The sequence below is a fragment of the Mycolicibacterium novocastrense genome, assembly GCF_001499835.1.
Classification (GTDB): domain Bacteria; phylum Actinomycetota; class Actinomycetes; order Mycobacteriales; family Mycobacteriaceae; genus Mycobacterium; species Mycobacterium novocastrense.
Window position 1 is genome coordinate 47268 of record NZ_LQIH01000009.1, and the last position, 24531, is coordinate 71798.

Annotated in this window: 22 protein-coding genes; 16 read left to right on the plus strand and 6 right to left on the minus strand. The window is 59.8% G+C overall.

Annotation, left to right across the window (positions count from 1 at the left end; all coding sequences use genetic code 11):
* Window positions 1-22 precede the first annotated feature (22 nt).
* Together AU072_RS08810 and AU072_RS08815 are read left to right on the plus strand one after the other, a co-directional pair.
* Entirely contained in the window at window positions 23-1138 is a 1116-nt protein-coding gene (locus tag AU072_RS08810) for an FAD-dependent monooxygenase (protein WP_217266029.1), read from the plus strand.
* A 180-nt stretch (window positions 1139-1318) separates the two neighbouring features.
* Window positions 1319-2068, plus strand: a complete 750-nt coding sequence (locus AU072_RS08815) for an SDR family oxidoreductase (RefSeq protein ID WP_064413426.1) — start codon at window positions 1319-1321, stop codon at window positions 2066-2068.
* Window positions 2069-2571: 503 nt separating this feature from the next.
* On the opposite strand, the gene AU072_RS08820 is transcribed toward AU072_RS08815, so the two are convergent.
* A complete protein-coding gene (locus AU072_RS08820; protein ID WP_064413427.1) occupies window positions 2572-3225 on the minus strand; it encodes a TetR/AcrR family transcriptional regulator in 654 nt (217 codons plus the stop codon).
* A 775-nt stretch (window positions 3226-4000) separates the two neighbouring features.
* Here AU072_RS08820 and AU072_RS08825 point away from each other — a divergent pair.
* The gene (locus AU072_RS08825; RefSeq protein ID WP_064413428.1) at window positions 4001-4852 is read left to right on the plus strand and encodes a 2-keto-4-pentenoate hydratase; all 852 of its coding nucleotides are present in this window, start codon (window positions 4001-4003) and stop codon (window positions 4850-4852) included.
* A 207-nt stretch (window positions 4853-5059) separates the two neighbouring features.
* Here the strand turns inward: AU072_RS08825 and AU072_RS08830 are convergent, their stop codons facing one another.
* Window positions 5060-5566 (minus strand): RpiB/LacA/LacB family sugar-phosphate isomerase, encoded by a 507-nt coding sequence (locus AU072_RS08830; RefSeq protein ID WP_082680976.1) that lies wholly within the window; start codon window positions 5564-5566, stop codon window positions 5060-5062.
* A gap of 761 nt (window positions 5567-6327) precedes the next feature.
* Between AU072_RS08830 and AU072_RS08835 the strand changes: the two genes are divergently transcribed.
* From AU072_RS08835 to AU072_RS08870, 9 genes are all read left to right on the plus strand, one after another.
* Window positions 6328-7176 (plus strand): fumarylacetoacetate hydrolase family protein, encoded by an 849-nt coding sequence (locus tag AU072_RS08835; RefSeq protein ID WP_064413429.1) that lies wholly within the window; start codon window positions 6328-6330, stop codon window positions 7174-7176.
* Window positions 7177-7307: 131 nt separating this feature from the next.
* Window positions 7308-8474 carry a DUF3500 domain-containing protein gene (locus tag AU072_RS08840; protein ID WP_064413430.1) on the plus strand — a complete coding sequence of 389 codons (1167 nt, stop codon included), beginning with the start codon at window positions 7308-7310 and terminating at the stop codon, window positions 8472-8474.
* A 61-nt stretch (window positions 8475-8535) separates the two neighbouring features.
* Window positions 8536-8988, plus strand: coding sequence for a VOC family protein (locus tag AU072_RS08845; RefSeq protein ID WP_064413431.1), 453 nt, complete (start codon window positions 8536-8538; stop codon window positions 8986-8988).
* 32 nt (window positions 8989-9020) lie between these two features.
* Window positions 9021-10649 (plus strand): mycofactocin dehydrogenase MftG, encoded by a 1629-nt coding sequence (mftG, locus tag AU072_RS27550; protein WP_165595634.1) that lies wholly within the window; start codon window positions 9021-9023, stop codon window positions 10647-10649.
* Between the two features lie 93 nt (window positions 10650-10742).
* Window positions 10743-11507, plus strand: a complete 765-nt coding sequence (locus tag AU072_RS08855) for an SDR family NAD(P)-dependent oxidoreductase (protein WP_064413433.1) — start codon at window positions 10743-10745, stop codon at window positions 11505-11507.
* 185 nt (window positions 11508-11692) lie between these two features.
* Window positions 11693-13504, plus strand: coding sequence for a thiamine pyrophosphate-binding protein (locus AU072_RS08860; RefSeq protein ID WP_082680973.1), 1812 nt, complete (start codon window positions 11693-11695; stop codon window positions 13502-13504).
* Window positions 13505-13627: 123 nt separating this feature from the next.
* Window positions 13628-14851: a cytochrome P450 gene (locus AU072_RS08865; RefSeq protein ID WP_165595633.1), complete on the plus strand. Its 1224-nt coding sequence runs from the start codon at window positions 13628-13630 to the stop codon at window positions 14849-14851.
* Window positions 14852-14879: 28 nt separating this feature from the next.
* Complete coding sequence (locus AU072_RS27555; RefSeq protein ID WP_064416739.1) at window positions 14880-15098, plus strand: ferredoxin; 219 nt, start codon at window positions 14880-14882, stop codon at window positions 15096-15098.
* A gap of 137 nt (window positions 15099-15235) precedes the next feature.
* On the plus strand, window positions 15236-15721 hold the full coding sequence (locus tag AU072_RS08870; protein WP_064413436.1) for a CAP domain-containing protein: 486 nt from the start codon (window positions 15236-15238) through the stop codon (window positions 15719-15721).
* Window positions 15722-15795: 74 nt separating this feature from the next.
* Here AU072_RS08870 and AU072_RS27560 read toward each other — a convergent pair whose 3' ends face one another.
* Both AU072_RS27560 and AU072_RS08880 read right to left on the minus strand, forming a co-directional pair.
* The gene (locus tag AU072_RS27560) at window positions 15796-16425 is read right to left on the minus strand and encodes a TetR/AcrR family transcriptional regulator (protein ID WP_082680971.1); all 630 of its coding nucleotides are present in this window, start codon (window positions 16423-16425) and stop codon (window positions 15796-15798) included.
* Between the two features lie 900 nt (window positions 16426-17325).
* Complete coding sequence (locus AU072_RS08880) at window positions 17326-18024, minus strand: SDR family oxidoreductase (RefSeq protein WP_064413438.1); 699 nt, start codon at window positions 18022-18024, stop codon at window positions 17326-17328.
* Window positions 18025-18486: 462 nt separating this feature from the next.
* Between AU072_RS08880 and AU072_RS08885 the strand changes: the two genes are divergently transcribed.
* The 4 genes from AU072_RS08885 to AU072_RS08900 all read left to right on the plus strand — a co-directional run bounded on the left by AU072_RS08885 (window position 18487) and on the right by AU072_RS08900 (window position 22062).
* Window positions 18487-19662 carry a Rieske 2Fe-2S domain-containing protein gene (locus AU072_RS08885; protein WP_064413439.1) on the plus strand — a complete coding sequence of 392 codons (1176 nt, stop codon included), beginning with the start codon at window positions 18487-18489 and terminating at the stop codon, window positions 19660-19662.
* Window positions 19659-20510, plus strand: coding sequence for an alpha/beta fold hydrolase (locus tag AU072_RS08890; protein ID WP_082697451.1), 852 nt, complete (start codon window positions 19659-19661; stop codon window positions 20508-20510). Before AU072_RS08885 ends, AU072_RS08890 begins: the two co-directional genes overlap by 4 nt.
* 31 nt (window positions 20511-20541) lie before the next feature.
* Window positions 20542-21498 (plus strand): fumarylacetoacetate hydrolase family protein, encoded by a 957-nt coding sequence (locus AU072_RS08895; RefSeq protein ID WP_082680834.1) that lies wholly within the window; start codon window positions 20542-20544, stop codon window positions 21496-21498.
* A gap of 159 nt (window positions 21499-21657) precedes the next feature.
* Window positions 21658-22062: a cupin domain-containing protein gene (locus AU072_RS08900; RefSeq protein ID WP_082680835.1), complete on the plus strand. Its 405-nt coding sequence runs from the start codon at window positions 21658-21660 to the stop codon at window positions 22060-22062.
* A 631-nt stretch (window positions 22063-22693) separates the two neighbouring features.
* On the opposite strand, the gene AU072_RS08905 is transcribed toward AU072_RS08900, so the two are convergent.
* Together AU072_RS08905 and AU072_RS08910 are read right to left on the minus strand one after the other, a co-directional pair.
* On the minus strand, window positions 22694-23086 hold the full coding sequence (locus AU072_RS08905) for a hypothetical protein (protein WP_133147271.1): 393 nt from the start codon (window positions 23084-23086) through the stop codon (window positions 22694-22696).
* A gap of 467 nt (window positions 23087-23553) precedes the next feature.
* A complete protein-coding gene (locus tag AU072_RS08910) occupies window positions 23554-24378 on the minus strand; it encodes an IclR family transcriptional regulator (RefSeq protein WP_064413444.1) in 825 nt (274 codons plus the stop codon).
* Between the last annotated feature and the right edge of the window lie 153 nt (window positions 24379-24531).

A 24531-nucleotide genomic window follows, 5' to 3' on the forward strand; every position in this document is an offset into this window, starting at 1 on the left:
CTGATTCGGACGGAGGATGGTCATGGGGTTGCGTGTTGTAATCGTCGGCGGCGGGATCGGTGGCCTGTCGACGGCAGTGGCGCTTCGGTCTACCGGTGCTCAGGTAGATGTGTTTGAACAAGCGCCCAAACTCGGCGAGGTGGGCGCGGGGATTAACCTCCATCCCAACAGCCAACGGGTCCTTCGCCGGTTAGGACTTGGCCAAGAAGTCAGCTGTATCGCAGCACCTATAGCCGGCCGTCAGCTATGCAGTCCAGAAGGAACGGTTCTGTCGTCCGCGACATTTGGCCCTGACGATGCCCAGATGGGCGTCCACAGGGCGGATTTGGTCGCTATGTTCGCCGGGGCGCTACCCGAAGGCGTTGTGCACACCGGCCGCCGTTGTACGCAATTTTCGGAGAACGAGAGTTCCGCGGCCGTCGGCTTAGACACCGGAGAAGTCGTTGAAGCCGATGCCGTGATTGCGGCCGATGGCATTCACTCGATACTGCACAACTATGTCGTCGAGCCGACCGAGCCTGTCTTCTCGGGCACGATTGCGTATAGGGGGCTCGTCCCGGCTACACGCGTACCAGGATGGCCGAAATCCTTTCGGGTTTGGGGCGGTCGCGGCAAACACCTACTTACCTTTCCGGTGCGAACGGGGCAGCTGATCAACTTCGTCGGTTTCGTTCCCGCTGACCAAGAAATGCGCGAATCCTGGTCGGAGCCAGGGGACCCCGCGACGCTGCTCGCCGAGTTCGCCGACTGGGACGCCGATATGCGCCGACTGCTCGGGCAAGTTGACACGACATTCAAATGGGGATTGTACGATCGGAATCCGCTGAGCCGCTGGACAACCGGGCGCTTGGCTCTGTTGGGTGATGCTGCCCATCCGATGCTTCCCCATATGGGTCAAGGCGCCAACCAGGCGATCGAAGACGCAATGGCGCTAGCCACGCTCCTAAGAATTTGCGGCCCCGAGGACGTGCCAAAAGCTCTCGTTGACTATCAAGCGGTACGGCTTGACCGCACCACACGGATCCAACAGCTGTCCCGGGAGGTTGGAATCGGCTTCGACTCAGGGAAGGCCGCCATGACCTACCCGTGGGTACAGAATTACGATGTGGAAGCCGAGGCTCTGGCCGCCCATCGCTGACAGCCCATCCCATGTTCACGCTTGAGTGGTCAGGCCGGGCTGTTGGTGCGGGTGTCGCGGCGACGCCGAGTAAGCAGAGCTTCTGAGATGAGAAGTGAGACAACCGTTCCGAATCGTTTGGTACGACCTAGGGGTCTGGGGCGATGGTCGCAGCAAGCGGACCACACATAGGAGAAGCATATGGACCTCGGTATCGCGGGACGGCATGCAGCCGTCGCCGCAGCGACGGCCGGACTCGGGTATGCGTGTGCGCAGGCGCTCGTCGCCGAAGGTGTGCAGGTAACCATCTGCGGATCGGATGAGAACCGAGCCCGTCGCGCCGCCGAAAAGCTCGGCCACGGAGCGAGCTGGCTCGTAGCCGATCTCACGCTGCCAGAGGAGGCAGAGCGGTTCGTCATCGATGCCGCGGAACGTGCCCCTATCGACATCCTCGTGGTAAACGGTCCCGGACCACGGCCAGGTAGTGCGCTGGCGACTCCCGCCGGCGACTACCAAGCTGCGGTGGACCGGAGCCTGCTTGCGGTCGTAAGGATGTGCCTGGCTGCAGCTCCCGCCATGCGGTCGGCGCATTGGGGACGGATCGTAGCGATCACCTCTTTAGGAGCGTTGCGGCCCTACCGCAACCTCGCGCCCGCCAACACGGCGAGAGCAGGTGCCACGGGATTCCTGCGCACACTCGCCGCCGAGATCGCCGCCGACGGAGTCACAGTGAACTCCGTGCTCCCAGGGGTCCACGCCACCGAACGTGCACGCGCAGTCTACGGCGAGGGCGAACAGCTCGCGCCAATCTTGGCTGCCATCCCCGCCGGACGGATGGGCCAACCTCCCGAACTTGCTGCCGCAGTAGCCTTTCTGTGCTCGGAGTTGGCCGGCTATATCACTGGGGTCGAATTGCTCGTCGATGGAGGCGCTGGTCGCGCTTTGACCTGATCGCGATATGACGCCACCTCGGTGGAATGTCGGCGATCATTAGGCGGCAAACGATAGTCGTACCGACGCACCGCTACTGCATATCCCAATGTGTGCAAGGCCCATGCGTCATCGGGGCAGCAGGCAAGGCGTTCTTCAAATCAAAGATACTGCCCTGCAACTGCATTCGACCTTGCGCAGCCGACGACGGGATCGCACGCGACCTCGGAGAACCAAGCGAGTTGTACTGTGCCGTCCGCGATATCGCCTCCACGCGCCCGGAGGAGACAGGTGACACCGGTTCCTACGGAGAGAAAGGCCCTCACGCGGAACTCAACAGCATCGAACGAGGCTTGCCCAAGCCTCACAGCTAGACCCACCCAGACGATCTCTTACGTACTAAAGACCTCTTGTTCACGACTCGTGCGTGCACCCGCGAAGGATGGAACTCGGCATTGTGAGCCGCAGCGCAACAACAGCACCCAAGATGATCAATGTCCCCTGCGCCGTGTGGACGCGGAAATCTAGCCGGCCGGGCGCCAGCCTCGCATGGCCTCGTTCAACTGGTCAGCATCGAGTGCATCAACTTCGACGGATTCCTGGTGCTCGCATTGCCGCATGCCATTGAGCAACAGGGCGACATAACGGCGCCATAGCTCGGGCTCTACCCCGCCCGCCCATTCGCTGACACTGCCGGCCAGCATGCTGAGAACGGGCATGTCGGTGGACGCGATCTCGGGTCGTAGATAGCCGTCGCCCTGCGCCCGCTCGACCAACTTCGAGATGTGTGGCGCGAGGCGCTCGCGCGCGCACTCCACGCGGTACCCGCCATAGGCCTTGCTGCAAACTATCTCCCGCAAGCCACGATCGGCCGCGGTCAACTCGCATAGACGCTGTACGAACGACGCGAAGCCGGTCCACGAATCATCATGTTGCAAAGCTGCTTCGGCGATGGCGACGACTTGGTCGATGGCGTCTTCGAAGATTGCCTCGAGCAGTTCATCCTTGGTGGCGAACCGCCGGTACACGGTCCCCACCCCGACATTGGCATGATGGGCAAGGTCGTTCAGCGTGGCCTCTAGGCCTCGCGCGGCGAACAACTCGCGCGCAGCATCGAGCACGCGTTGCGTGTTGCGCTCGGCATCCTTGCGTAGACCGCGGCAGGGATTATCAACCACAGGTTTCAGTTTAGGGATAGGTGACACCTTACGACCGCGACGCACCTACTTTGACCGGAAGCCGCACTCCTTCGACATCCCGGTTTGCCGCGCGATGCGGTCCATCCTCGGTTGGCTCGTCGTACCAACACCTTGTCTGACGACATTTGGGTATCTGGTGCCTGACATGCAGCGGCTCGCCGAGCTGGTGCCCCAAATCGTCGCAGAACTCTATCGGTTAGACACGTAATCGGTGGTCGTGCCTGGTACCGATGAGCAAGACGTCGTCATTCCGCGATGCGAAACAAGTCATTGACCGTCCGAATCGACATGAGTTTCATGGCTCACAGCCTCGGAGTGAGTACACAGTGACTCGTCGCTACTGGAGCGGTCCTAATACGACCTCGCGCTGGCCGGTACCGAGGTATTACCTGTTAATGCTTGTGAAACTGGAGCTCCGCATGATCGATCCCGCATCCGACCGCGACTGTCGGGGGACCCTTCGCGGGCACAACGGGACTCAACAGCCAAGACGGCGCCCGACTGTTTCGCTACTAGAGGCCGCTATCGCAGATGGCAAGAGCCGTGAAAGTGCAACTCTCCAGCCAATAGAGATGTCAACTCTCGGTAGGCGCGATACCTCCCCGCGACTGAGTAGTCTCAGCTCGAAGTGCGAAGTCTCAGAATACGACTGCATCGGGTTGGTATCCGAGGACTCTGGACCGAGTCGGCGGGTTCACCGACGACTCCTGCCGCGGAAGCCAACCGCGTCCTACTACAGGCTTGGCTGGCTGCGGTGAGCCTCGGTGAGTTCCGTGCGCAGATTGTGGCGCAATCCGCCGACCGAATCCTCAGCGCTAGTCGCACGCGACAACCTGTTGAGCCCGTTCGGAATCTGCTCGGATCCGACGACATCGCGTTAGCGTATGCCGTGCAACAGGAGCTGACGCGCCGCCGAGAGGCCGCCGGCGGTGTCGTTGTGGGTCGCAAGATTGGGCTTACCTCGCCGTCGGTGCAACGGCAGCTTGGAGTTAATCAACCGGACTTCGGCGTGTTGTTTGCGGACATGGATGTCACTGGTGCGGTGGTGGTGCCACCCGGTCGGTTGCTCCAGCCCAGAGTCGAGGCAGAAGTCGCCTTCGTGCTGAAGGAGGACCTGGTGGAGGGCGAACTCCACGAGGAGCAAATACGTCATGCAGTCGACTATTGCGTGGCGGCCCTCGAGATCGTCGACTCACGTATCGCAAATTGGGATATCGCTATCACCGATACAGTTGCGGACAACGCATCGAGCGGATTGTTCATCCTCGCGGACAAGCAACTTGGGCTCGAGCAGTTTGTCCCAGCCGATATCGAGATGCGGATGTATGCCGACGACACTCTTGTATCTGAAGGAACTGGTACCGCCTGCCTGGGTGGCCCCCTCGCAGCGCTGGGATGGCTGGCTAGGACCGCGAGAGATTATGGATCCCCTTTGGAAGCCGGGCAGATCGTCTTGTCGGGAGCTTTGGGACCGATGGTGCCTGCGGTTCCCGGCGCGCTGATCCGCGCCGACGTCGGACCCCTCGGATCGGTATCCGCTCTGTTTGCCCCGGATGTCGACAGTGGCAGAGATCGATCTTGCAGCCGTCGCGTCGGCAGCACTTAGCAATAGCTACCGGACAGTCTTTCGAGCGCGCAGCCATCGGCGCCGAGGCGGCGATTTGACCAACCGACTCCTACTGATCGCCGCCGGGTGAGCTGAAGCGAAAGCGAATTTGCACCCCCGGCTGAGGATTTACTTCGGTGAACTCACGGTGGTGCCGTCGGCACCCGCACCAGGCGGTTCAGACAGCCGCATCTCGCCGACCAGATTTTATGAAACACCTGCTTCACTCGCTCGAACGCCGGCCAGAATCCTTTGAGTGTGTGCCTCCTGACGATTGATCTCGTACTGGGTGAGGATATCGATGCGCTTGTAATCAGCTTCATCGACAGACCACACTGCGCCAACGAACGCATCGACGATGGCCAAAACTTCATCTGCACTGTGGATTTGAGTACCAATGCTAATCAACTGCGCGTCGTAATGTGCACGCGCGAACTGGGCTGCCTGCACGCTCCACCCGAGAGCGCACCGCGCTCCCAACACCTTGTTCGCTGCGATCTGCTCTTCGTTTCCTTCACGACCCAACACAATTCCCAGACTACCGAGGTCGCCTACTACCTGACCGGCGGTGAGCAGGCAAAAAGCAGGATAGAAGTCGGCGTTCTCGGCTGCTGCCCCGCAGTCAACGACGTTGTAGCCTCTCGTCTCGAGGTGAGTAGTGATCTGCCTCTTGACTTCGTCAACACTATGGTCGGCACCTAGATATATCCGCATAGGGCAATTATAGGTCAGACAGGGCAAACATATTGCGACGTAGCCTGATTCGGGTCTTGGTAGCCAGATGGGCTTCGATCAGCCACGGACCACCGAGGTGGAGCAAAATTTCGGCGGCACCGCCGGCACCAGTGTGAGCCCCGAGGACACCCCGCAGATGCCGCCGCCGGCGAGCAATTAACGTTCCACGCCATCATCGAGAGTCGATACGGATTTCCTCTGATGAAACTCTCTGCGAGCGTGTTTGTTTGGCGGAACCTTGGTGATTCGCATTGAGTGGTCCTAGGTGCGAAACAGCTGCAGATGAGCCCTACGGCTGACCCTCAAGGGCCCCAGTGAGATTTGCAGCGTTGGCCGCTTGTTCCATGGGGCGAAACACATCTTGTGAAACCAAACGCCACGTAGCACAGTGAGTTCACGGATATCCACCACGACGGAGCCGGCACCTTCTAACTGCATACCGGCAATGGCTACCGAAGGTACCTCGAGTGTCTTGAGCTTGGCGGAAGGACGAGCAGCAGAGCAGCAGCCCTGCAGTCTTGGCAGCTGGTGTCTGTGTGATTTGGATTGGCATGACACACACGAACAAGACACCGGTACTCCGATTCGAGCAGCCACAGCGACCGCATGCCCAGATGCCCGGGGCACGAAAGCGAATTTCGTGAGGACGCGTCGGGTGGAGCGTCTCAGAAGGCGTGCAATGCAGTGCTAGTTCGACCGACACCATCCCATGAGCGGTCAGCTCGAGAAAGTTGACATCGATGAGCGAATACAGGCGGCTGTTGGTCGACGGAAACGTGACCGAGGTAGTTCGTCGCAAAGACGAGTTCGTTTCGGCGCATGGCGAGGTCGTCGATGTTGAGAATGCAATCCATCTGCCGCCCAGCGAACCGTCGAAGATCATTTGCCTTCACCTCGGCTACTGGAGCCGCGTGAATGAACTTTCAGTCGAGAATATTCAGTTCCCATCTTTTTTTCACAAGCCAGTGTCATGTCTCAACGCACACGGCGGAATCGTTTTGCGTCCGCAGGGGTGCCAGTACTTGAACTTCGAAGGCGAGATAGCCGTCGTAATCGGGCGCACCACCCGGGGCATCTCTCCAGCGCAAGCGGAGGCTCACATTGCAGGCTATACGATCGCAAATGACTTCGGGCTGCACGACTTTCGAGAAGCGGACTCGAATAGCATGTTACGGGTCAAAGGGACTGATTCCCTGGGAGTTGTCGGCCCCGGGCTGGTGACCGACTGGGATCCTCGCGATCGGAAAATACGAACGCTCGTGAATGGCTCAGTGGTGCAGGAGGATTCGACTTCAAACATGGTGTGGGACTTCAACTATTTGGTCGCCGATGTTGCGCGAACGATCACGCTAGAGAAAGGAGATCTTATCCTCACTGGTACTCCGGCGAACTCTCGTCCGGTTCAACCGGGCGATGAAGTCACCGTGCAGGTGGACGGCCTAGGTGAACTCGCCTGCACAATCGGCGAAAGTGCTCCGGTACTCGAGGGCTTTGGCGCGATGCCAGCCGATTCTGCGGCTATTCGGGGCCTTGCGCTCGGTACCGGCCTGACGAGCCCGGACACCAGGAGTCCGACCGGGTCCCGGTAGACCGGGCGAACCGGGAACATCGCGGTGACGGTGAATTTCATTGAAGGGAGTGAGCAGAAATTAGCAACGAGAGCTACAGAGGGGCGACGCCGCGTCGCGAAAGGTTGCCCTTCCACAGTGGCCGCATCGATATGTCTGACCCCGCCGAGGCCGACGCGCTTTTCGACATCGTTGGTGATGCCGAGCTGCCTCCCGTAGCAGAGTGTGCTGCGCAGCCATTCGTGGGAGTCACAACCGATGGCCACGTAGTACCGGATCTATTCAGCCTCGCCGACGAGTGTCTCGACACCTCAGCGATCGTCCTTGCCGCAGATCAGTTTCTGGATACGTTGAGCAGCTTGCAGCGCCTCGACGCGATCTCACAGATCGACTCGCCGGAATGGCAACTGTGGATAAATGCCTTCCTCACTTTCCCCGAACACGGGCTACTGCTAGACGAACTGGACCCAGATCAGCGCGCTGCGGCCCTCGGCGTGGTCAGCGCATCGCTCAGCAAGGCTGGTTTCACCGATATACGAACAGCTATGCGGCTGAACGCACAACTCGGGGACGTTTGTCGTGGTTACGCGGACACGCTCCGCGAATACATGTACTGGTTCACAATTTTCGGGGTGCCGTCGACGACTGAACCGTGGGGATGGCAACTAATGGGCCACCACATCGACGTCAACTGCTTCATCCTAGGGACGCAGATGGTACTTACTCCCACATTCCTGGGGACCGAGTTCGAAGGTCATGAACTCTTCGCCGAGCAAATAAGCAGCGCGGTCAACATGATGGACTCCCTAACGCCCTCCCAGCGCGAGAAGGCTGTCCTACACAGTTCGATGCACCCGTCAAAGTTGCCACGCCACCTCAGCGGCAACATCGACGGCCGCCATCGCGCCGGAGCCGGACGTGACAATCTCGTCCTTCCCTATGAAGGCATAAGGGCAGATTCTCTTCGAGCATCACAGCGTGAGTTGCTGATTGCTCTCGTCGAAACGTTTCTGAAGCCTTTGCCGATCGGCCCGCGAACCGCCCGGCACACCCAAATCAAACAACATCTCGACGACACCTATCTGGCCTGGATCGGGCCGAGCGGCGCCACTGACGCGTTCTACTACAAGATTCACAGCCCCGTGTTGCTAGTGGAGTACGACAACCACAGCGGGATCTTCTTCGACAACGAGGAACCTGCACAATTTCACGTACACACGATCGTTCGGACGCCCAACGGCAACGATTACGGCAAAGATCTGCTGCGGCGTCACTATGACCGATTTCATCGAGCAGGCGATATGACATCCAGCTCTTGACAGAAGTTTGCAAAATGCGGAGTTCGGACTCCGCCCTCAGAAGACGAAAGCGGAAACCACTGTGACGACCCAGCCCTATCGCGGCGCCCACTATGCGCTCCTCGTGCGCAGTATCGAGGAAACGCGCGACACTCTGCGACGAAACTTCGGCGTCGAATTCGGAGCCGTTGCAACAATTCCCCTGACTGTTCGGGGACACCGCGATGAGTTCGCGCTCGACGTGCGCGCGTGCTACGCGAAAGATCGCCACGTCGAGCTTGTGCAAGCCGCGGATCGCGGTCCGTTTGCGCGTTCTCTGCAGTACGGGCTCCATCATTTCGGTGGAGTAGTCGACGATTTGAAACAGGCGGTGGAAGAGCAGCTTTCGCAAGGAAACACTGTCGAATGGGAGCTGTCGTACGACGACAAGTTGGTAGCGGTGTTCTTTACGGGCGCACCCTGCCTGCCCGGCAGGCTCGAGTTGGTAAATGGCAACAACCCGCCGTTATTCGACATGTTCGCTGAGGACAGCTGAAGTCGGGCCGCACACTTGGAGGACTGCAACCCGTGTCGGAACAGCAATATGACGTCATTATCGTCGGCTCCGGATCAAGCGGTGGCACGCTCGCAGCGCGGCTAGCTGAGCGATCCGGGCGATCGGTGCTCGTTTTGGAGGCAGGACCCGTATACCGGTCCGCCTCCGAGATGCCAGCCCCACTGCTCGACCCCTCGGACACCAGCAATGCTCGTCCCGGCGCGGAGAACAACTGGAATCTGATTGGGTCGCTTACTGATCAAGTGCAGCGTCCTGTTGCGCGTGGCAAGGGCCTCGGGGGATCAAGCTCGATCAATGGAACATATTTCATACGTGCCACTCCAGCGAACCACGCGGAGTGGGCACGGCGCGGCAACGACGAGTGGTCTTACGAGCGGGTGCTGCCCTTCTATAAGCGACTGGAGTCCGAACGGGACTTCCCCAACGACGATGCTCATGGCAAGACGGGGCCGATCCCGGTAACTCGGGAGCCGAGTGATCGGGCACCGGAGTTCACCGAAGCCTTCACAAAAGCTTGCCTAGATCTCGGATTCCCGTTCGAAGGGGATAAGAACAGTTCCGGCACAGGGGGCGTGGGACCCGTGCCGCTGAATGTCGCAGGTGGCCGCCGAGTCGGTACCGCACTCGGGTATCTCATCCCGGCCATGGCGCGTCCGAACCTGACGGTCGTTGGAGACGCACTCGTGCATCGCGCCCTTTTCGACGGGTCGCGGTGCGTAGGCGTGCAAGCAACGGTTCGCGGCCAGCTCACTGAGTTCCGCGGATCGGAGATCGTGTTCTCGGCAGGAGCGTTGCGGACACCGCAGCTGCTGATGCTCTCCGGGATCGGTCCGGCTTCTCACCTCAGAGAGTGGGGGATCGAGGTGCGGATGGACTTGCCGGGGGTCGGGGCGAACTTGACGGACCATCCCGAATTGAGCGTGCCCTGGACGTTTCGTGGCCGACATCCTGCGATGCCTGGGCGAGGGATGTTGACCAGCGCTCTGCACTGGACCGCTGACGGTTCCGACAAGCCCGGCGATCTAGAGATCCTGCCTTTCGTCGCGACGACAGCACAGATGATGCGCATTGCCAACATGATGCGAAATCCGTTGAACACAGCCAAGATGATTCGTAACACATCGTTGAGCCTGGTTCTTTCTCAGGCGAGAACCATGCGGTTGCCATTCATCGTGATCGGACTGCAGCAACCAAACAGCCGCGGGTCGGTCAAGTTGGCCGCCGCGGACCCGACTGTTGCGCCTCAGTTGCATTGGAACGTCTTTGCCGAGGAAGCGGACCGACGCAGGTTCCGCGAAGCCATCACGGTGACGTCAGCAATTTTTGAGGCGTCATCGATGCGAGCGATAGGCGCTTCTCTGAAAGGGTTGGGGCCAAATGATTTACGGAGTAATGCGTCGCTCGATGTGTGGATGAACGAGCACATTTTCACGGTTGGTCACGCGTCAGGCACTTGCAGAATGGGTCCGTCGTCAGATCCGGACGCGGTTGCGGACCAGTACGGGCGAGTCCACGGAGTGGAGAATCTACGCATTTGCGATCAATCGCTCTTTCCCGAAATCCCTTCACGGGGGCCTAATGCCACAGCGATCATGCTCGGCGAACGTATGGCTGAATTCTTCGAGCGAGATGCTGTGTAGCTGGGGTCTTTGGGTGCTTAACGCGCTTATCGATAGCGGGCGGCGCTGTAGGGAATCGCCAACGACTGAACGATTTCAGATTAGGAGATTGCAGTGAAAGGTTTGCAGGGCAAGGTCGTCGTCGTCGCCGGCGGAGCAACAGGAATTGGGGCTGCCGCGGCGGCTCGCCTGGGCAGCGAAGGAGCTCGGGTACTCGTGGGGGACATCAATCTCGCTGGGGCGCAACAGACAGCAGGCGGGATCGTCGAGGCCGGAGGCGAGGCCGAACCCTTCGAATTCGACATATCAGATGAGGGCGCGTGTCACGATCTGATCACCGCTGCTCACGAGCGTTGGGGTGCGGTGCACGGGTTGTACAACGTTGCGGCTGACCTATCGGAAAACACCCTGGGACGGGACGCCGACATCGTCGCGGTTCCCACCGAGGTGTTCACGCGTACGTTGGCCGTCAACCTGATGGGCTTCTTCTACACCAGCCGCGCCGCGATTCCCTTGATGCTCGAGGGGGGCGGAGGAAGCATCGTTCACACCACCTCAGGGGTGGTCCTCGGCAATCAGAGGTTCGTCGCGTATGGAGCTTCCAAAGGAGGGATCATCGCGATGAGTCGCCATATCGCTACGCGCTACGGCAAGGACGGCATTCGTTCGAATGCGATCGACCCGGGCATCACTTTGACAGGCAATCAACTCGCCATGGTCACCGAAGAAGAACGTGCGGACCGCCTGCGATTCACCAAGGCAGCCCGCTTCGGGCAACCAGACGAGATCGCGGCGATGGTCGCGTTCCTTCTGTCCGATGAGGCGCCGTGGATAAATGGCCAAACGTACGCTGTCAGCAGCCAAGACGGAGCTCGTTAAGAACTCGTGTGGACCGTGCGAGCGGAGCGCGGTAGACGGTCCGCCCTGTGAAACGGCGGATTGACCAACAATCCGAAGATTGGTGGACTGAGTTCCGATCCCGTGCCACGGCTGCGTCGCGAGAAACGACTGAATAGCCCAGTTGGGACGCAGCCGTTCCACCGGGTAATCCGAAAGGACATTGGATGTCTGACGTGCAGACCACCGCAACCGCCTCCCGCGAGAACGTTGACCCAACCGCTGCCGCAAATGATGCCGTGAAGCCGGCGTCTCGAAGTGGAGCCGCAGCTGTGCTGGAGGCGATGCAAGCGAGCGGAATTGAACTGCTCGTGGGCTACTCCGGCGGTGGAACGGGCGCGTTGATTCACGAGGTTGCCGTCAGCGGCATGCACAACTTGAACGCGCGCACGGAGCTGTCGGCTGCGTGGATTTCGTACGGGTACAACCACGTACGGCGGCGAGCCGCCTCGGCGTGTCTCTTTCACTGCGTCGGACTGTTGCACGCTGCGCCGGCAATCTACGCCGCCACGCTCGACAGTGTCCCCCTCTTCGTCATGGATATCGGCCTGGACAGCTCGCTCGATCTCCGCGACGCGCTACAGGATTCAACGGCGAACTACATCGCGGTGCACCCGCTCGGGAAGTACGTCCGAAAGGTAGTCGTACCGGACGATCTGCCCTTAGCTGTGCGGCAAGCGGTGCTGTCAGCAAGTACGGGGCGCCCCGGTGCAGCGGTACTCGACCTGCCCTACCAGGTTCTGGTCAAGCCCACCGAAACGCCGGCTGAAAGACTGGAGATGCCAGCACCCCCAGGTGCCGGCATCGACGCCATCGACAAGACGATTGACATGCTCGTGGCTGCGGAGAATCCCGTCCTACTTGTCGGGGCGGGCACTCAGATGTCGGGCGCACAAAGCGAACTCGTCGAATTCGCAGAATTGTTGGGAATTCCGGTTACATCCACGTCGTGGGGGGGACGAGGCGCCATCGCCGACGACCACCCGCTCTTCGCGGGCGTCGTCGGCTCCTTCGGGTGGGTGAGCGCTAACGACGTAGTTCAGCGTTCCGATTGCTGGCTGGCTCTCGGTACGACGTTCTCACAGATCACCACAGGGGCGTGGAACATCGAGAAGCCGAGTACCGTCATCCAGGTCGATATTGACCCGCTCCAACTCGGCAAGATCTTCCAGCCCACGCTCGGGGTCATCGGCGATATCCGCGTCGTGCTCCGCCAGCTCATCGATCGCGTGAAAGAGCGGCAGCTCGCCCGCCCCGCCACCGCGGAACTGCTGGCACTTCTGGCGGATTCTCGAGCTGACTGGGCCGTGCGGAACGCAGAACTGGCGAGCGAAGTCTCGACGCCCATTAACCAATACCATCTCATCAAGAAGATCTCGGATGCATTCGCTGGCGCGATCGTCGTCGCCGACTCCGGGGGCCACGCCTTCATGATGTATCGATCTTTCCAGTACCGCACCGAAACGCCAATGGTGGCAGGCGGACGGTACATGTCCCTCGGCGCGGCGCTGCCAATGGCAATCGGAGCCAAGCTCGCTGCGCCAGAGCGAACCGTCATTTGTTACCACGGTGACGGGGGCTTCTACTACGACTTCGCCGAGTTAAGCACGCTGAGTTCCCAGAACATCAAAGTAATTGTCATCGTCGATAACAACGGATGCCTCCTTGCAAACCGCCAAGGAATGAGGCTGCGTGGCATTGAGAATCCGTGGGTCGACCTGCCCGACACTGATTTCGTCGGACTCGCGAAGGCCATGGGCGTCGACGGAGAAAGAGTAACTGCCCCAGCGGATATCGACGCCGCCCTGGAACGCGCTCGGCAAGCTTCCGGAAGCTACCTGATCGACGTCGTGACCGACCCGGAGACGCGGATCAAGCGGGGTATCAAGAACGTCATTCCGATCCTCACCGATCGTGCGCCCAGGCAGGACGCCAGCGCTCACTTCGCCCCACCGCTTGAGGGTAGTTGGCCTGCCTAAAGGCCAGGCGATCAACGCATCCGAGACCAGTTCTGCATCCATGTGTGAGGAGCCACCGCCGAAATGACGATCGACCAATCTGAAAGCCAGAGGCACGTTCCCAGCGGAGCGCCAGGATGTCCTGTGGCACACGGCGTCCCGTACAACCCGATGTCACCCGAGCAGGCCGATAACCCGTTTCCATGGCTGAAGGTGGCGCGGGAGACCGCACCTGTCTTCTACCTTGCGGAACATAACGTGTACTGCGTGACCCGTTACCACGATATGCTCGAGGTGATCAAAGACACGGAGACCTTCTCGTCCCAGAACGCCGTAGTCGGTCGGGACCTGGAGGGGGAGCTAGCTGAGATTTTTCCCGACGGGATTCCGCAGAAGCATTCGATCTTGGTGAAGGATCAGCCAGAACACACCGCGAAGCGCAGATTATTGCAGAAGTACTTCACCCAGGCCTCAATTGCGCAGCGTGAGGGTCAAGTGCGTAAGCGTGCGGTGGAGCTCATCGAAGACTTCCGCGCCGACGGCAAGTGCGAGCTGGTCAGCCAGTACACCGCGCAACTCCCGCTGTTGGTGATCTGCGACATCGTCGGCCTGCCGCAAGAACAAGCCGCAGAAGTGAATCAGTGGTCGGACGACGTGATGCTGCTCGTCAAGGGCGCGCCGAAGTTGTCCGAGGAGGAGGAAGCAGCGCTCGCAGCCCGGACGAGACCATTCCAGAAGTGGCTGCTGTCTTTCGTCGAAGAGCGTATCCACAATCCGCAAGACGACTTGACATCCGAACTGCTGCGAGCACGCAACGACGACGGGGCGTTGGCCTTTACCCATGACGGTGTAATCGGCGCTATATCCTCGCTACTGACCGCCGGTGTGGGGACCACGAAGAACTTCCTCGCTTTGGCGACTCGCGAGTTGTTGAAGCACCGTGAGCAGTGGGAGGAGATCCAGGCCGATCGTTCATTGCTGGGTAACGCAATCGAGGAGTGTCTGCGCACCCGGATGCCGGGGCGTGGCACCCGCAGGCTGGCGATGAGGGACTCGGAGATCGCAGGCGTCAAGATTCCCGCCGGCTCCACAGTCCAGTTGCTGTTGCATTCGCCGGCGCGAGACGAGGCGGTGTTCGAAGACGGCGATACCTTTGACATCCATCGTCCGAATGCGAAGCAGCACTTCGCCTTCGGTCGGGGGACGCACTTCTGCCTCGGCGCGCATTTGGCGCGCCTTGAGACCAGGATCACCTTCGAGGAGTTTCTTGACCGGCTACCAGGCCTGAGACTCGTTGAGGGTCAGCAATATCAGTGGGTGCCGAATATGACCATCCCTGAGTTCCGCACGCTCTACCTCGAATGGTGACGGTGAGATCGATTGAGGTACGGGTCGAATGACCACGAGTGACAACCTCGACATCCGGGTGGACTCAGAGGCCTGTATGGGATCAGGGAATTGTGAGTTCACCGCGCCGACGGTCTTCCGCCTTGACGACACCGGGATTGCCCGCGTGATCGACGCGCACGCACCTGTGAGTGATCATGTTCGGATGGCGGCGCGTCAATGCCCCACAGGTGCCATTGAGATACGACACTTGGGATCTGCTGACTAGCCGACTCACGCCAACTCACCGCTGGTCTACAGGATAATTCGGGAGCAAGCTGAATTGGACGACGAATCGATTGGAGCAGCGTCGTTCCTACGTAGGTCGCGGGCCAGCCATATTCTTTCGTGTAGTTGGGAATGATTATGAGGCACATATTTCTGCGCGCCGCCACCGTGCCCTGTGCGGTTGCCCTGCTGGCCGCCGCCAGCGCGCCGTCTGCGTACGCCGACAACACCCGACTCAACAACGGGGTGATCGCTAATGTCTACACTGTTCAGCGCCAGGCCGGGTGCTACACCAACATCAAGAAGAATCCTGCGCTGACCTTGGCCGCGGAATGGCACGCTAATGACGTCCTCAACAACCATGCCCTCGACGGTGACCTTGGCTCCGACGGCTCCACGCCTCAAGAGCGAGCTGCCGTAGCCGGGTTCCGGGGGAAAGTTGCCCAGACCGTGGCGATCAACCACGCCCTCGCGATCAACAACGTCGACGTTATCAACCAGTGGTACTACGACCCTGCGGCTTTCGCGATCATGTCGGACTGCGCCAACAGCGTGATCGGTGTCTGGTCGGTTAATAGTCTCGCCCGATCGGTGCTGGTGGCGGTCTACGGTCAGCCCGCATGAAGGTTTCGAAGTAGGCGACGAACGTTGAAGACGTTCGATCTTCGGTAAGGTCGTGATCGGGGACCGAGGCCCCACTACGGGCGGCCTGGAGTGTCTAATTCAGGTTTCGGTGCGGTGGCCGGTCGTGCGAAGGCGGGCATCAACACATGATCAACCAGTCTCAGTACAGTCGTTCGCGGCACTACCTGGCCGTTGACCAATGCCCTGAACGCGAGATAGCCGAGAAACAGATCACAGAAATCCGATTCAGGATCAGGGCGATGAATCTCGCCTCGCGCCGAGGCCATTCGCAAGACCTCAGAAAGGACCATCCTGGGAGCGTCGGCAAGTTGTTGCTGCAGAGCAGAACTCAGTCGCGCATCTTTCGACGCCTCGAATGCCACGGCGCGTAGTGCCGCTGCGTGGGTATCTAGATGCTGACAGAGTTGTTCCCCTACTTGCAAGAGATCTCCGCGAAGGGTTCCCGTCTCTGGAACCGTAGCTGAGAAACGCACTCCGGTGCTGAAGGCTGCAACGACAAGGTCAGCTTTCGATGGCCACCGCTTATAGACCGTCGCTTTGCTGGCACGGGCAACTCGCGCGACCTCGTCGACCGTAAGTCGTTGGTAACCCTCGCGTTGCAGCACTTGCAAAGCGACCCGAAGTATTTCGGCCTCCCGCGCTGTCCACCGGTCGGTGGGCGGAATCCAGCCCGCTTCGTTCATTTGAGACCCAAGTGTCTGTCACCAGATACCGAACGATCCCACTGTTGGGGCATCAAGTCGTCCTTGTTTCAAACGGCCGAAAGGCGGACGCTGCTCTTCCTCGCCGCGCAACACCCCACTGCAGTTCCGCTCGATCACTGAGGGGTGGTTCATCGGCTGCCAGGAGTCATTGTTCACCACTCCGTAGGGCTGTGGTGATCGCCAGCGGTGAATCCCCGGCGTGAAAGACCGTAGAACACACCCGCGTGAACGCCTCTAGTGCATCTTCGCCGAAGTGCGGTCCGTCACGGTAGAGCGGTCGACGCGAGCCGAGCTGCCGTACCTGAACCTCGAGGGGACGCACCACGGCAAGAGTTGTCTGATCGACGACAGCGTTCAAGTTCGCCCATGAGCTGCAGATTTCGGTCAGACTCCATCCGCAACGTTCCAATGAAACTATATATTGGCCAATGGTCTGCCTTGCAGGAGCGGATATTTCACCATGGTCGCGTGGTCCATCTGGATTCTTGGCCTCCATCTCGCAGAATCCCTTCCGTATTCGCCAGGTCGGGTAGTCAGTGGACGACTCAGTCCATCGACGGATTCGTCCAGAATGAACCAATCACCACACGGGTGGTCAACGGAAAGTTTCACGGAGCGAAACGGCTGCCGGTGACCTGTGACCCTGCGCGCGAACCTATCTGGCTAGTCGAGTGCGGGCTGCGCATAGACCAGTCCTGCAGGTCAACGTCAGCTGCTAGCCGATGACGAGTCAGCGCCCCGATTGGGACGCCGAGTGGGGGACCGATGCCGACACGCCGAGTTGCCGACGGCGCTGACCGCGAAAAACCTTGAACGACAGCGAATATAGATATCACGCCGTTGAAGTAGTCCGCTTGTTGGTCAGTCAAACAAGGGCCTTCAGCCGCCCATACGTGCGCGAATCGGATTGCCCAGTTGCGACCGCACTTCGCGGGTGATCTCGTCCGCCAGGACCTCGTCGGCGCCGGACTCTATGCCGGCTATTACCTGGCTTACCACGTCCGCGGGATCAGATTTGGGATGAGCAGCGAACTTTGCGGCCATGTCAGTGTCGACAAGTCCCACGTAAACGCCTACAACTTGCACGCCACGAGGGGCGAGCTCCATGCGCATCGAATCGGTAGCGTTCCACATCGCCGCCTTCGAGACCCCATAACTCCCCCCGACCGGCATCCACGCCAACCTGGACACGACGTTGACGATGGCACCGGACTTCTCGGCAATTCGATCCGCGAACGTGGAAGCCATTGCAAGGGGCCCGAATAGGTTCACTTCAAGCTCTCGACGCAGGTTGGACGTGTCGAGATCAAGTACGGAGGTCGAGAGCGAGACGCCGGCGTTGTTGATCAACACACTGACGTCAGAAGCGACGTCGCCAACCTTCTCGATCGAAGCCGCGTCGGTCACATCGAGTTCGAGCGCAATCACTCGCCGATCCGTTGAGGCGATCTGCTTCGGGTTACGTGCTGCCGCATAAACTTTGGACGCTCCACGATCGAGGAGCTGCCCGACGTACTCGCGGCCCATCCCGCGATTGGCTCCCGTCACGAGCACAGTTCGACCCGCCAGCACTGTCACTTCATCCTCCTATTCGAAGTACACCAATCGGCATGGCGTTGGCATCAACGATGGTCAGGCTAGCTGAATCATTCGCTCACACAATACTAATCTAACGCTTCTCGACGCCAGGACGGGGAGCCCATTGATCAGTTACAGCTCGCTGGTTTCGCCGCGTCATGACCGGAGTGTGCCGCTCTTTGGCATGAGTTCACCACGGCGCTAAATCGGCTCGACTATTGGGTGATCGCCACGACCCAGTGAAAACGAGATCCAGAACGGGAAGCCGCCAATCCGCACATTTTCGTGATTGATTTGGTTGTGGTGGTTGTCGTTTCGTCTGACGTAATGCGGTCTTGATTCGGGGGGCGGAGGGGGGTGATCCTCGGTATGACTCGTCGAGCGGGATCGTGCCCGCTTGGGTGGCCGAGCAAGGCCCAGGAGCCTGTTGTGGGTCTATAGCTAGTTAAGGGAGCGCTAACGATGACACCGCCGAAACTCAGCTCAGTACCGGTCGGCGAGGCGCCTGAGCGGCTCAGTGAGGAGCCGAAATCGAAGTGGCCTCGGTATGTCGAAGCTATCAACGGGTTCTTCGAACATTGGTATGCCGCAGCGTTTTCCGATGAACTTGAAGAAGGCGGCTTCGTGCCCGTCACGCTGCTGGGCAAGAACATCGTGTTGACCCGGGTTGACGGCCAGGTGTACGCCATCTCCGACCGCTGCGCCCACCGGGGTGTGAAATTCTCGGCAAAACCGTTGTGTCTGACCAAAGACACGATCACCTGCTGGTACCACGGGTGGACTTATGACCTGCAGGATGGGCAGTTGATCGACATCCTCACCTCCCCGGGTTCCTCGACCATCGGGCAGGTCAAAATCCCGGTGTTCGCCACCGAGGAGGCCAAGGGGGTGGTCTTCGTCTTCGTTGGCGAGGGTGAACCGCACCCGCTCGAACATGACCTCGCACCGGGTTTTTTGGACCCCGATACCTACGTCCGGGGCATCCGTCGTCGGGTGCAGTCGAATTGGCGGCTGGGTGCAGAAAACGGAATCGATAACAGCCACATCTTCATTCACCGAGATTCTCCTCTTATCGAGGGCAATAACATCGCGATCCCGTTCGGGCTGGTGGCCGCGGGCCGCGATCGCGCCACCACCTCACTTGTCGATAGCGAAGGTGAATGGCCCAAGGGGGTCATCGACCACTTCGGCGATGCCTACATTCCTGTCTTCGACGCCAAGATCAAAGGCGAGACAGTGTTGCAGTATCTGCCCCGGCCGGATGCCAAACGTGTCGTCAGCCAGATCAGCCTCTGGCTACCGTGTGTGCTCAAGGTTGATCCGTGGCCTGACCCAGAGCTCGTCGCCTACGAGTTCTATGTACCGGTCAACGAAACCGAGCATGAATACTTCCAATTCATCCAACGCAAAGTCAGCTCCCAGGCCGACATCGACGAGTTCAGTCGAGAGTTCGACGAGAAGTGGAAAGACTTGGCGCTGCACAGCTTCAACGACGACGACGTCTTCGCCAGAGAAGCGACACAAGAATTTTACGCCGATGGCACAGGATGGCGTGAAGAGCATCTATTCCCACCGGATCATTCCATCGTGAGATGGCGTCAACTTTGTAACAAACGAGGCAGGGAGATTGCACGATGACAGTGCTGGACTTGGCGGCCAATGCCACAGAGCAATTCATCGACGTCGACGGCGTGTCGACCCACTACTGGGAGGCCGGCCAGGGCCATCCGGTCGTCCTCGTCCACGGTGGCGGCGCCGGTGCGGACGCGGTGGGCAACTGGAGATCGACATGGTCGGCGTTCAGCGAGAACTTCTGGACCATCGCCCACGACATGATCGGTTACGGCGCCACGATCTCTGAGGACAAAGACTTCGTCTACTCCGCCGACGCCCGCATCGAACACCTCCACGGATTCCTGGTCGCCAAAGGCATCGACAAAGCCAACCTGGTCGGCAACTCCATGGGCGGAGCCACCGCCCTGGGCGTAGCGATGCGCTATCCAGAACGTGTCAACACCCTGACACTGATGGGCTCGGCCGGCCTGAACTACCTCAGCGCCCAGATCCCCGCCTCCCAACTGGCCGTGCTCAACTACACCGAACCCGACCGAGAAAAGATGCGCGAGCTCATCGGCGCCCTCACACACGACTTCGTACCCAGCGAGGAAATCCTGGAGTACCGCTACCGCCTCACCCAAAACGAAAACGTGATGCGCGCCTACAACTCAGCGATGACATGGGCCAGAGAAGCCGGCGGCCTGCACTTCGACGAAAGCGACATCGCCAAAGTCCAAACCCCAACCCTGGTCCTCTCCGGCCGCGAAGACCCCGTCGTACCACTGGAACAGTCACTGAAGTTCCACCAACTCATCCCCAACTCCACCCTGTATTCACTTCCCCACTGCGGACACTGGGCAATGATCGAATACCCCACCGAATTCTGCGACATCGTCACGCGCTTCATCAACAAGGAGACACACACATGAGCGCAAAAGAACTCGACCGAATGGGATATGCATGCGTCTGCTGACTTACAGCCTGGGTGCCGAGCCTAGGGCTGGGATGCAAACCGGGCCTGACGCCGATCTCGTCGACGTCGCTGCCGCAGCGAAGCTGGCTGGTGTCGATGAACTCAGTTCACCGCTGGGATACGACGCAGGGTCGATGCTGGCGATCGCGGACGCCGGCGTGTTTTCCCGACTCGCCGAAGTGGTAGCGAGCGAGGAGGCACGCCTGCGGGACCAGCATGCGGTCTATAGCCCCTCGGAGGTCACGCTGCTGGCGCCGATCTTAAGGCCGGAGAAGTTCATTTGTATCGGCCTGAACTACCGTGATCACGCCGCCGAACTCGGCTTGGACCTTCCCGCCGAACCGATGTTCTTCGGTAAGTTCGCTAACTCGTTGATCGGCACCGGCGCCACCATCGTGCCGCCGGCTATCTCCGAACAGATCGACTATGAGGCAGAGCTCGCTGTAGTCATCGGCAAGCGAGGCAAGCACATTCCTGAAGATCGTGCACTCGATCACGTCGCAGGTGTGATGCCCCTGAATGACGTAAGCGCACGCGATCTGCAGATGAGTACTCCGCTATGGACCAGTGGCAAAGCGATTGACACTTTTGCGCCTGCCGGGCCGGCATTGGTGCGGCTCGACGAAATCCCCGATGTCCAGGCGCTGCCGGTGATCGCGAAGGTCAACGGCCAAGTAGTGCAGGACTCGAACACCTCATTGATGATCTTTTCGGTCGCCGAGCTGGTCGCTTTTCTGTCGCGGACGATGACGCTCTCTCCAGGAGACATCATCGCCACTGGTACGCCGGCGGGTGTGAGTCGCGCGCATGGTCCGAAGACTTTCCTTCGAACTGGAGACGTTGTCGAAATCAATATCGGTGGGGTCGGCGTGCTGTCCAACCCAGTTGGGGAACCCGAGCGCGAAATCCAATCCACTTGCGTAACGGCCGGGGCGGCACGATGACCGAAGAGCGGTCGTGTCCGATGCGAGGTCGTCGTGGTACGAGGACAGTGATGCCTGCCGACGGCACCGAGGAATCGGTTGGGCTCTGGGCCGTCTGCAGCAACGAAAGCGTGGGTTGACCAGGAGTCGGTCAATCCGATCTAACCAAGCGAGGCAACGATGCCGAATCGAGTGATTCACGCGGTGCTCGAGCAGCTTCCTCAGGAAAGTCTGATCGATGGTGCCCTGACGCGAACAGCGGTACGCGGCGACAAGTCGCTGATTACTGTGAACTGGTTTCACCCTGGTGTGAGCGAACAGGTTCTTCCGCTGCACTCACATCCGTTCGACCAGGTGAGCTTTGTCTTTAAAGGAACGTTGGAATTTCAAGTCGGTGACGCCACTTATCTACTGTCAGCCGGCGAAGTACTGCTGATTCCCGCCGATGCTCCTCATACAGCACGTCTGGTGGGTGAAGAGGTTGCGCTGAACGTCGACGTGTACAGCCCCGTGCGTGAGGACTATCTCTACCTCACCTCTCACCACGCCGATGCGTTCACGGACGGACCCCCACTGGATCGATGAACGTAAGCTGCTCGGGGTCAACCGATTCCGATGTGATAGAGGCCGTGGGCTAACTCGTTGTGGGAAACACTGTTCGTGCAAGAATCGCGGATGGCTTGGCGCCTCCAATTATGGCGGCAGTGGTGACGGGAGCCAACGGCTCCGTGCTCACACTCGCTAATCCGTTTATCACACGTGACTTGCACGCATCGCCAACCACGTGTTCTGGATCGAGATGTCTATTTGTGATCATCGCCTGGCCTACTAGTCACGATGGGAAGTCTCGGCTCCGCGCCGGGGTATCGCGCTGTTGGGCGCCATCATCTCTCTGCATTATCGCGTACTTGTGGTGCCCTGGGGCGCACCCGCTGCGGCAGCCGACTCGGCATGAGACTCGCTAACGAGCGCGCCTGAGGTAACGCGCGCACTTCCCGATGGAAGCGCAGAGCTGCTGAGATGACGTGCGCACAGGTGCACAGTTCCGGGGCAAGTGAATGGTGAGTTCGGACAGGTGCGGAGGTGCACCCGAAATCCGCGCAACCTGTTCGCAGCTCTCCATCTCGAGCGCTGACACCCACCGCATGAAAGATGGTCAACGCCAGAGGGATTGCGCTATCTAATTCATCGCGGTCCGCGGTAAGACAACTAGTGCTCATCCCCTCAGCGCAGCATTGCCCTTATGTACGACTCGGGCAACTAGATCTGAGAGCTTACTCAACTCGGAGATAGCGCCCAGGACCTTTCCGTCGTGACGGACCGCCATCGCCACGCATTGATGATCTGCCAGGTAGCACGAGTAAGCCATGTCGAGATCGCAGTAGCCGTTATGCCCGTCACCGTCTGGGGGAACTATCCACACGGTCGAGAGTCGAACGGCGCCCGAGATCGTTGATTCATGATCAGCAAGCAGCTCCGCGGGGTTGACGTCGACCACAATCAGGTGGACGTCGACAGAGTCGTCGAGCACGCTCAGAGAACCGATATCTCCGTTGTGGTAGAGCGGAAACTCACTTATCCCTGAGAAGTTCACCATTTCAGAATCCATCGAAGACCTCCCCAAGCTTGGATGGCGAAAGCCATTTTGACACTCACGTTGTTTCGGGCAGGGACTCGCGTCCATGGTGCTGAATCACCCGTGATCGCGCCTCCTGTGATCGTCGACCGGTCCGCCACGGATGATCGATCTGACTCATGTCCGGGATGCGTTCCGCGGCGATTTGAGTCAATCTGCACTCGAGCAGATGTCAGCTGTGGCTAGTACCGCGCTTCGCGAACCATCGTCAAAACTGTTATGCCACAGGATCACCAGCGGTCTATGAGCTTGTATCAACTCAAGTAGCCTCATCATCTTGGAAACGTCTCAGATGCTTATGACGCCGATCGCTTAGCGATGCCGAACACCGGATACTGGTGCGCCACGCAACGCTACTGCTGAACCACAGCGACGAGGATTCCGGTCTCAGGTTTACGGCTTCGCATAAGCTCAATCGTGAATGCCGATTCGAATCAGTCTCAGAGATTCGCCGTGGCGCAGCGCGTAAGGCCACTTGCCGCCGCACGGACCGCCGGCGTTACCTGCCTCAACCACTTATCCTGCGCGTGTCCCACTGCCGACAGCGCGCCGACGATCTCACCGGTAGGTCCGAATACGGGCGCAGCAACGCAACCAACTCCATCCACCAGCTCCTCGCGGTCGTAGGCCACGCCAGACCGGCGGACGTCAGCGAGTGCCGAGCGGAAGAGTGATGGCGACACCATTGTGCGCGCGGTCCTGCGGTGGAGGCCCGTAGAAATCACCTTCTCTGTTGACTCGGGCGGCGAAAACGCGAGCAGCACTTTGCCCATACCCGTGCAATGCGCAGGGCCTCGCATACCCGGCGCCGAGCGCACCGACACCGAGCGACGACCGGTGATCTTCTCCACGAGGACCGTCGCACCGCGGTCTAGCACGCCAAAATGAATGGTGGCTTGGGTCGCTGAGAACAAGTCGCCCATGAAGGGCAGGGCGAGGCGAGCCAGGCGGTCGTGTTGATGGGCTAAGGATGAGAGTTCGAGCAGCTTTGGACCTAATTGATATCGACCGTCGGTCAGTCGGAGCGCTCCACACGAGATCAGGCCATTGGCGAGCCGCAATATTGTTGGTTTGGGCAATCCGAGGCGCAGGTGGAGGTCCGCCAACGATAGGTTCGCGTCGTCGCTTTGAAACGCGGCCAGAATGCGGAAAGCGCGGTCGATGGTCCGCACCCCTTGGACAGACTGATCGGCAATGCTTGACATGAAACTCCCCTCACCACTGCTTTTCATCCGATAGTTGCCGAGCGAAGCTACGGAGAGCATCGGTATAACTACCGATTGCGCACGCGATTTCGGTCAAGAGCCTCTCGATCGCCGGAATCTCAACGGACCGCCGGATGGTCGCCTACGCGTTCCCGCGGGCGTGGGGCCTCGACGGCGTGTGCTGAGACAGGCCGTTGTCAACCCAGTCCTTTC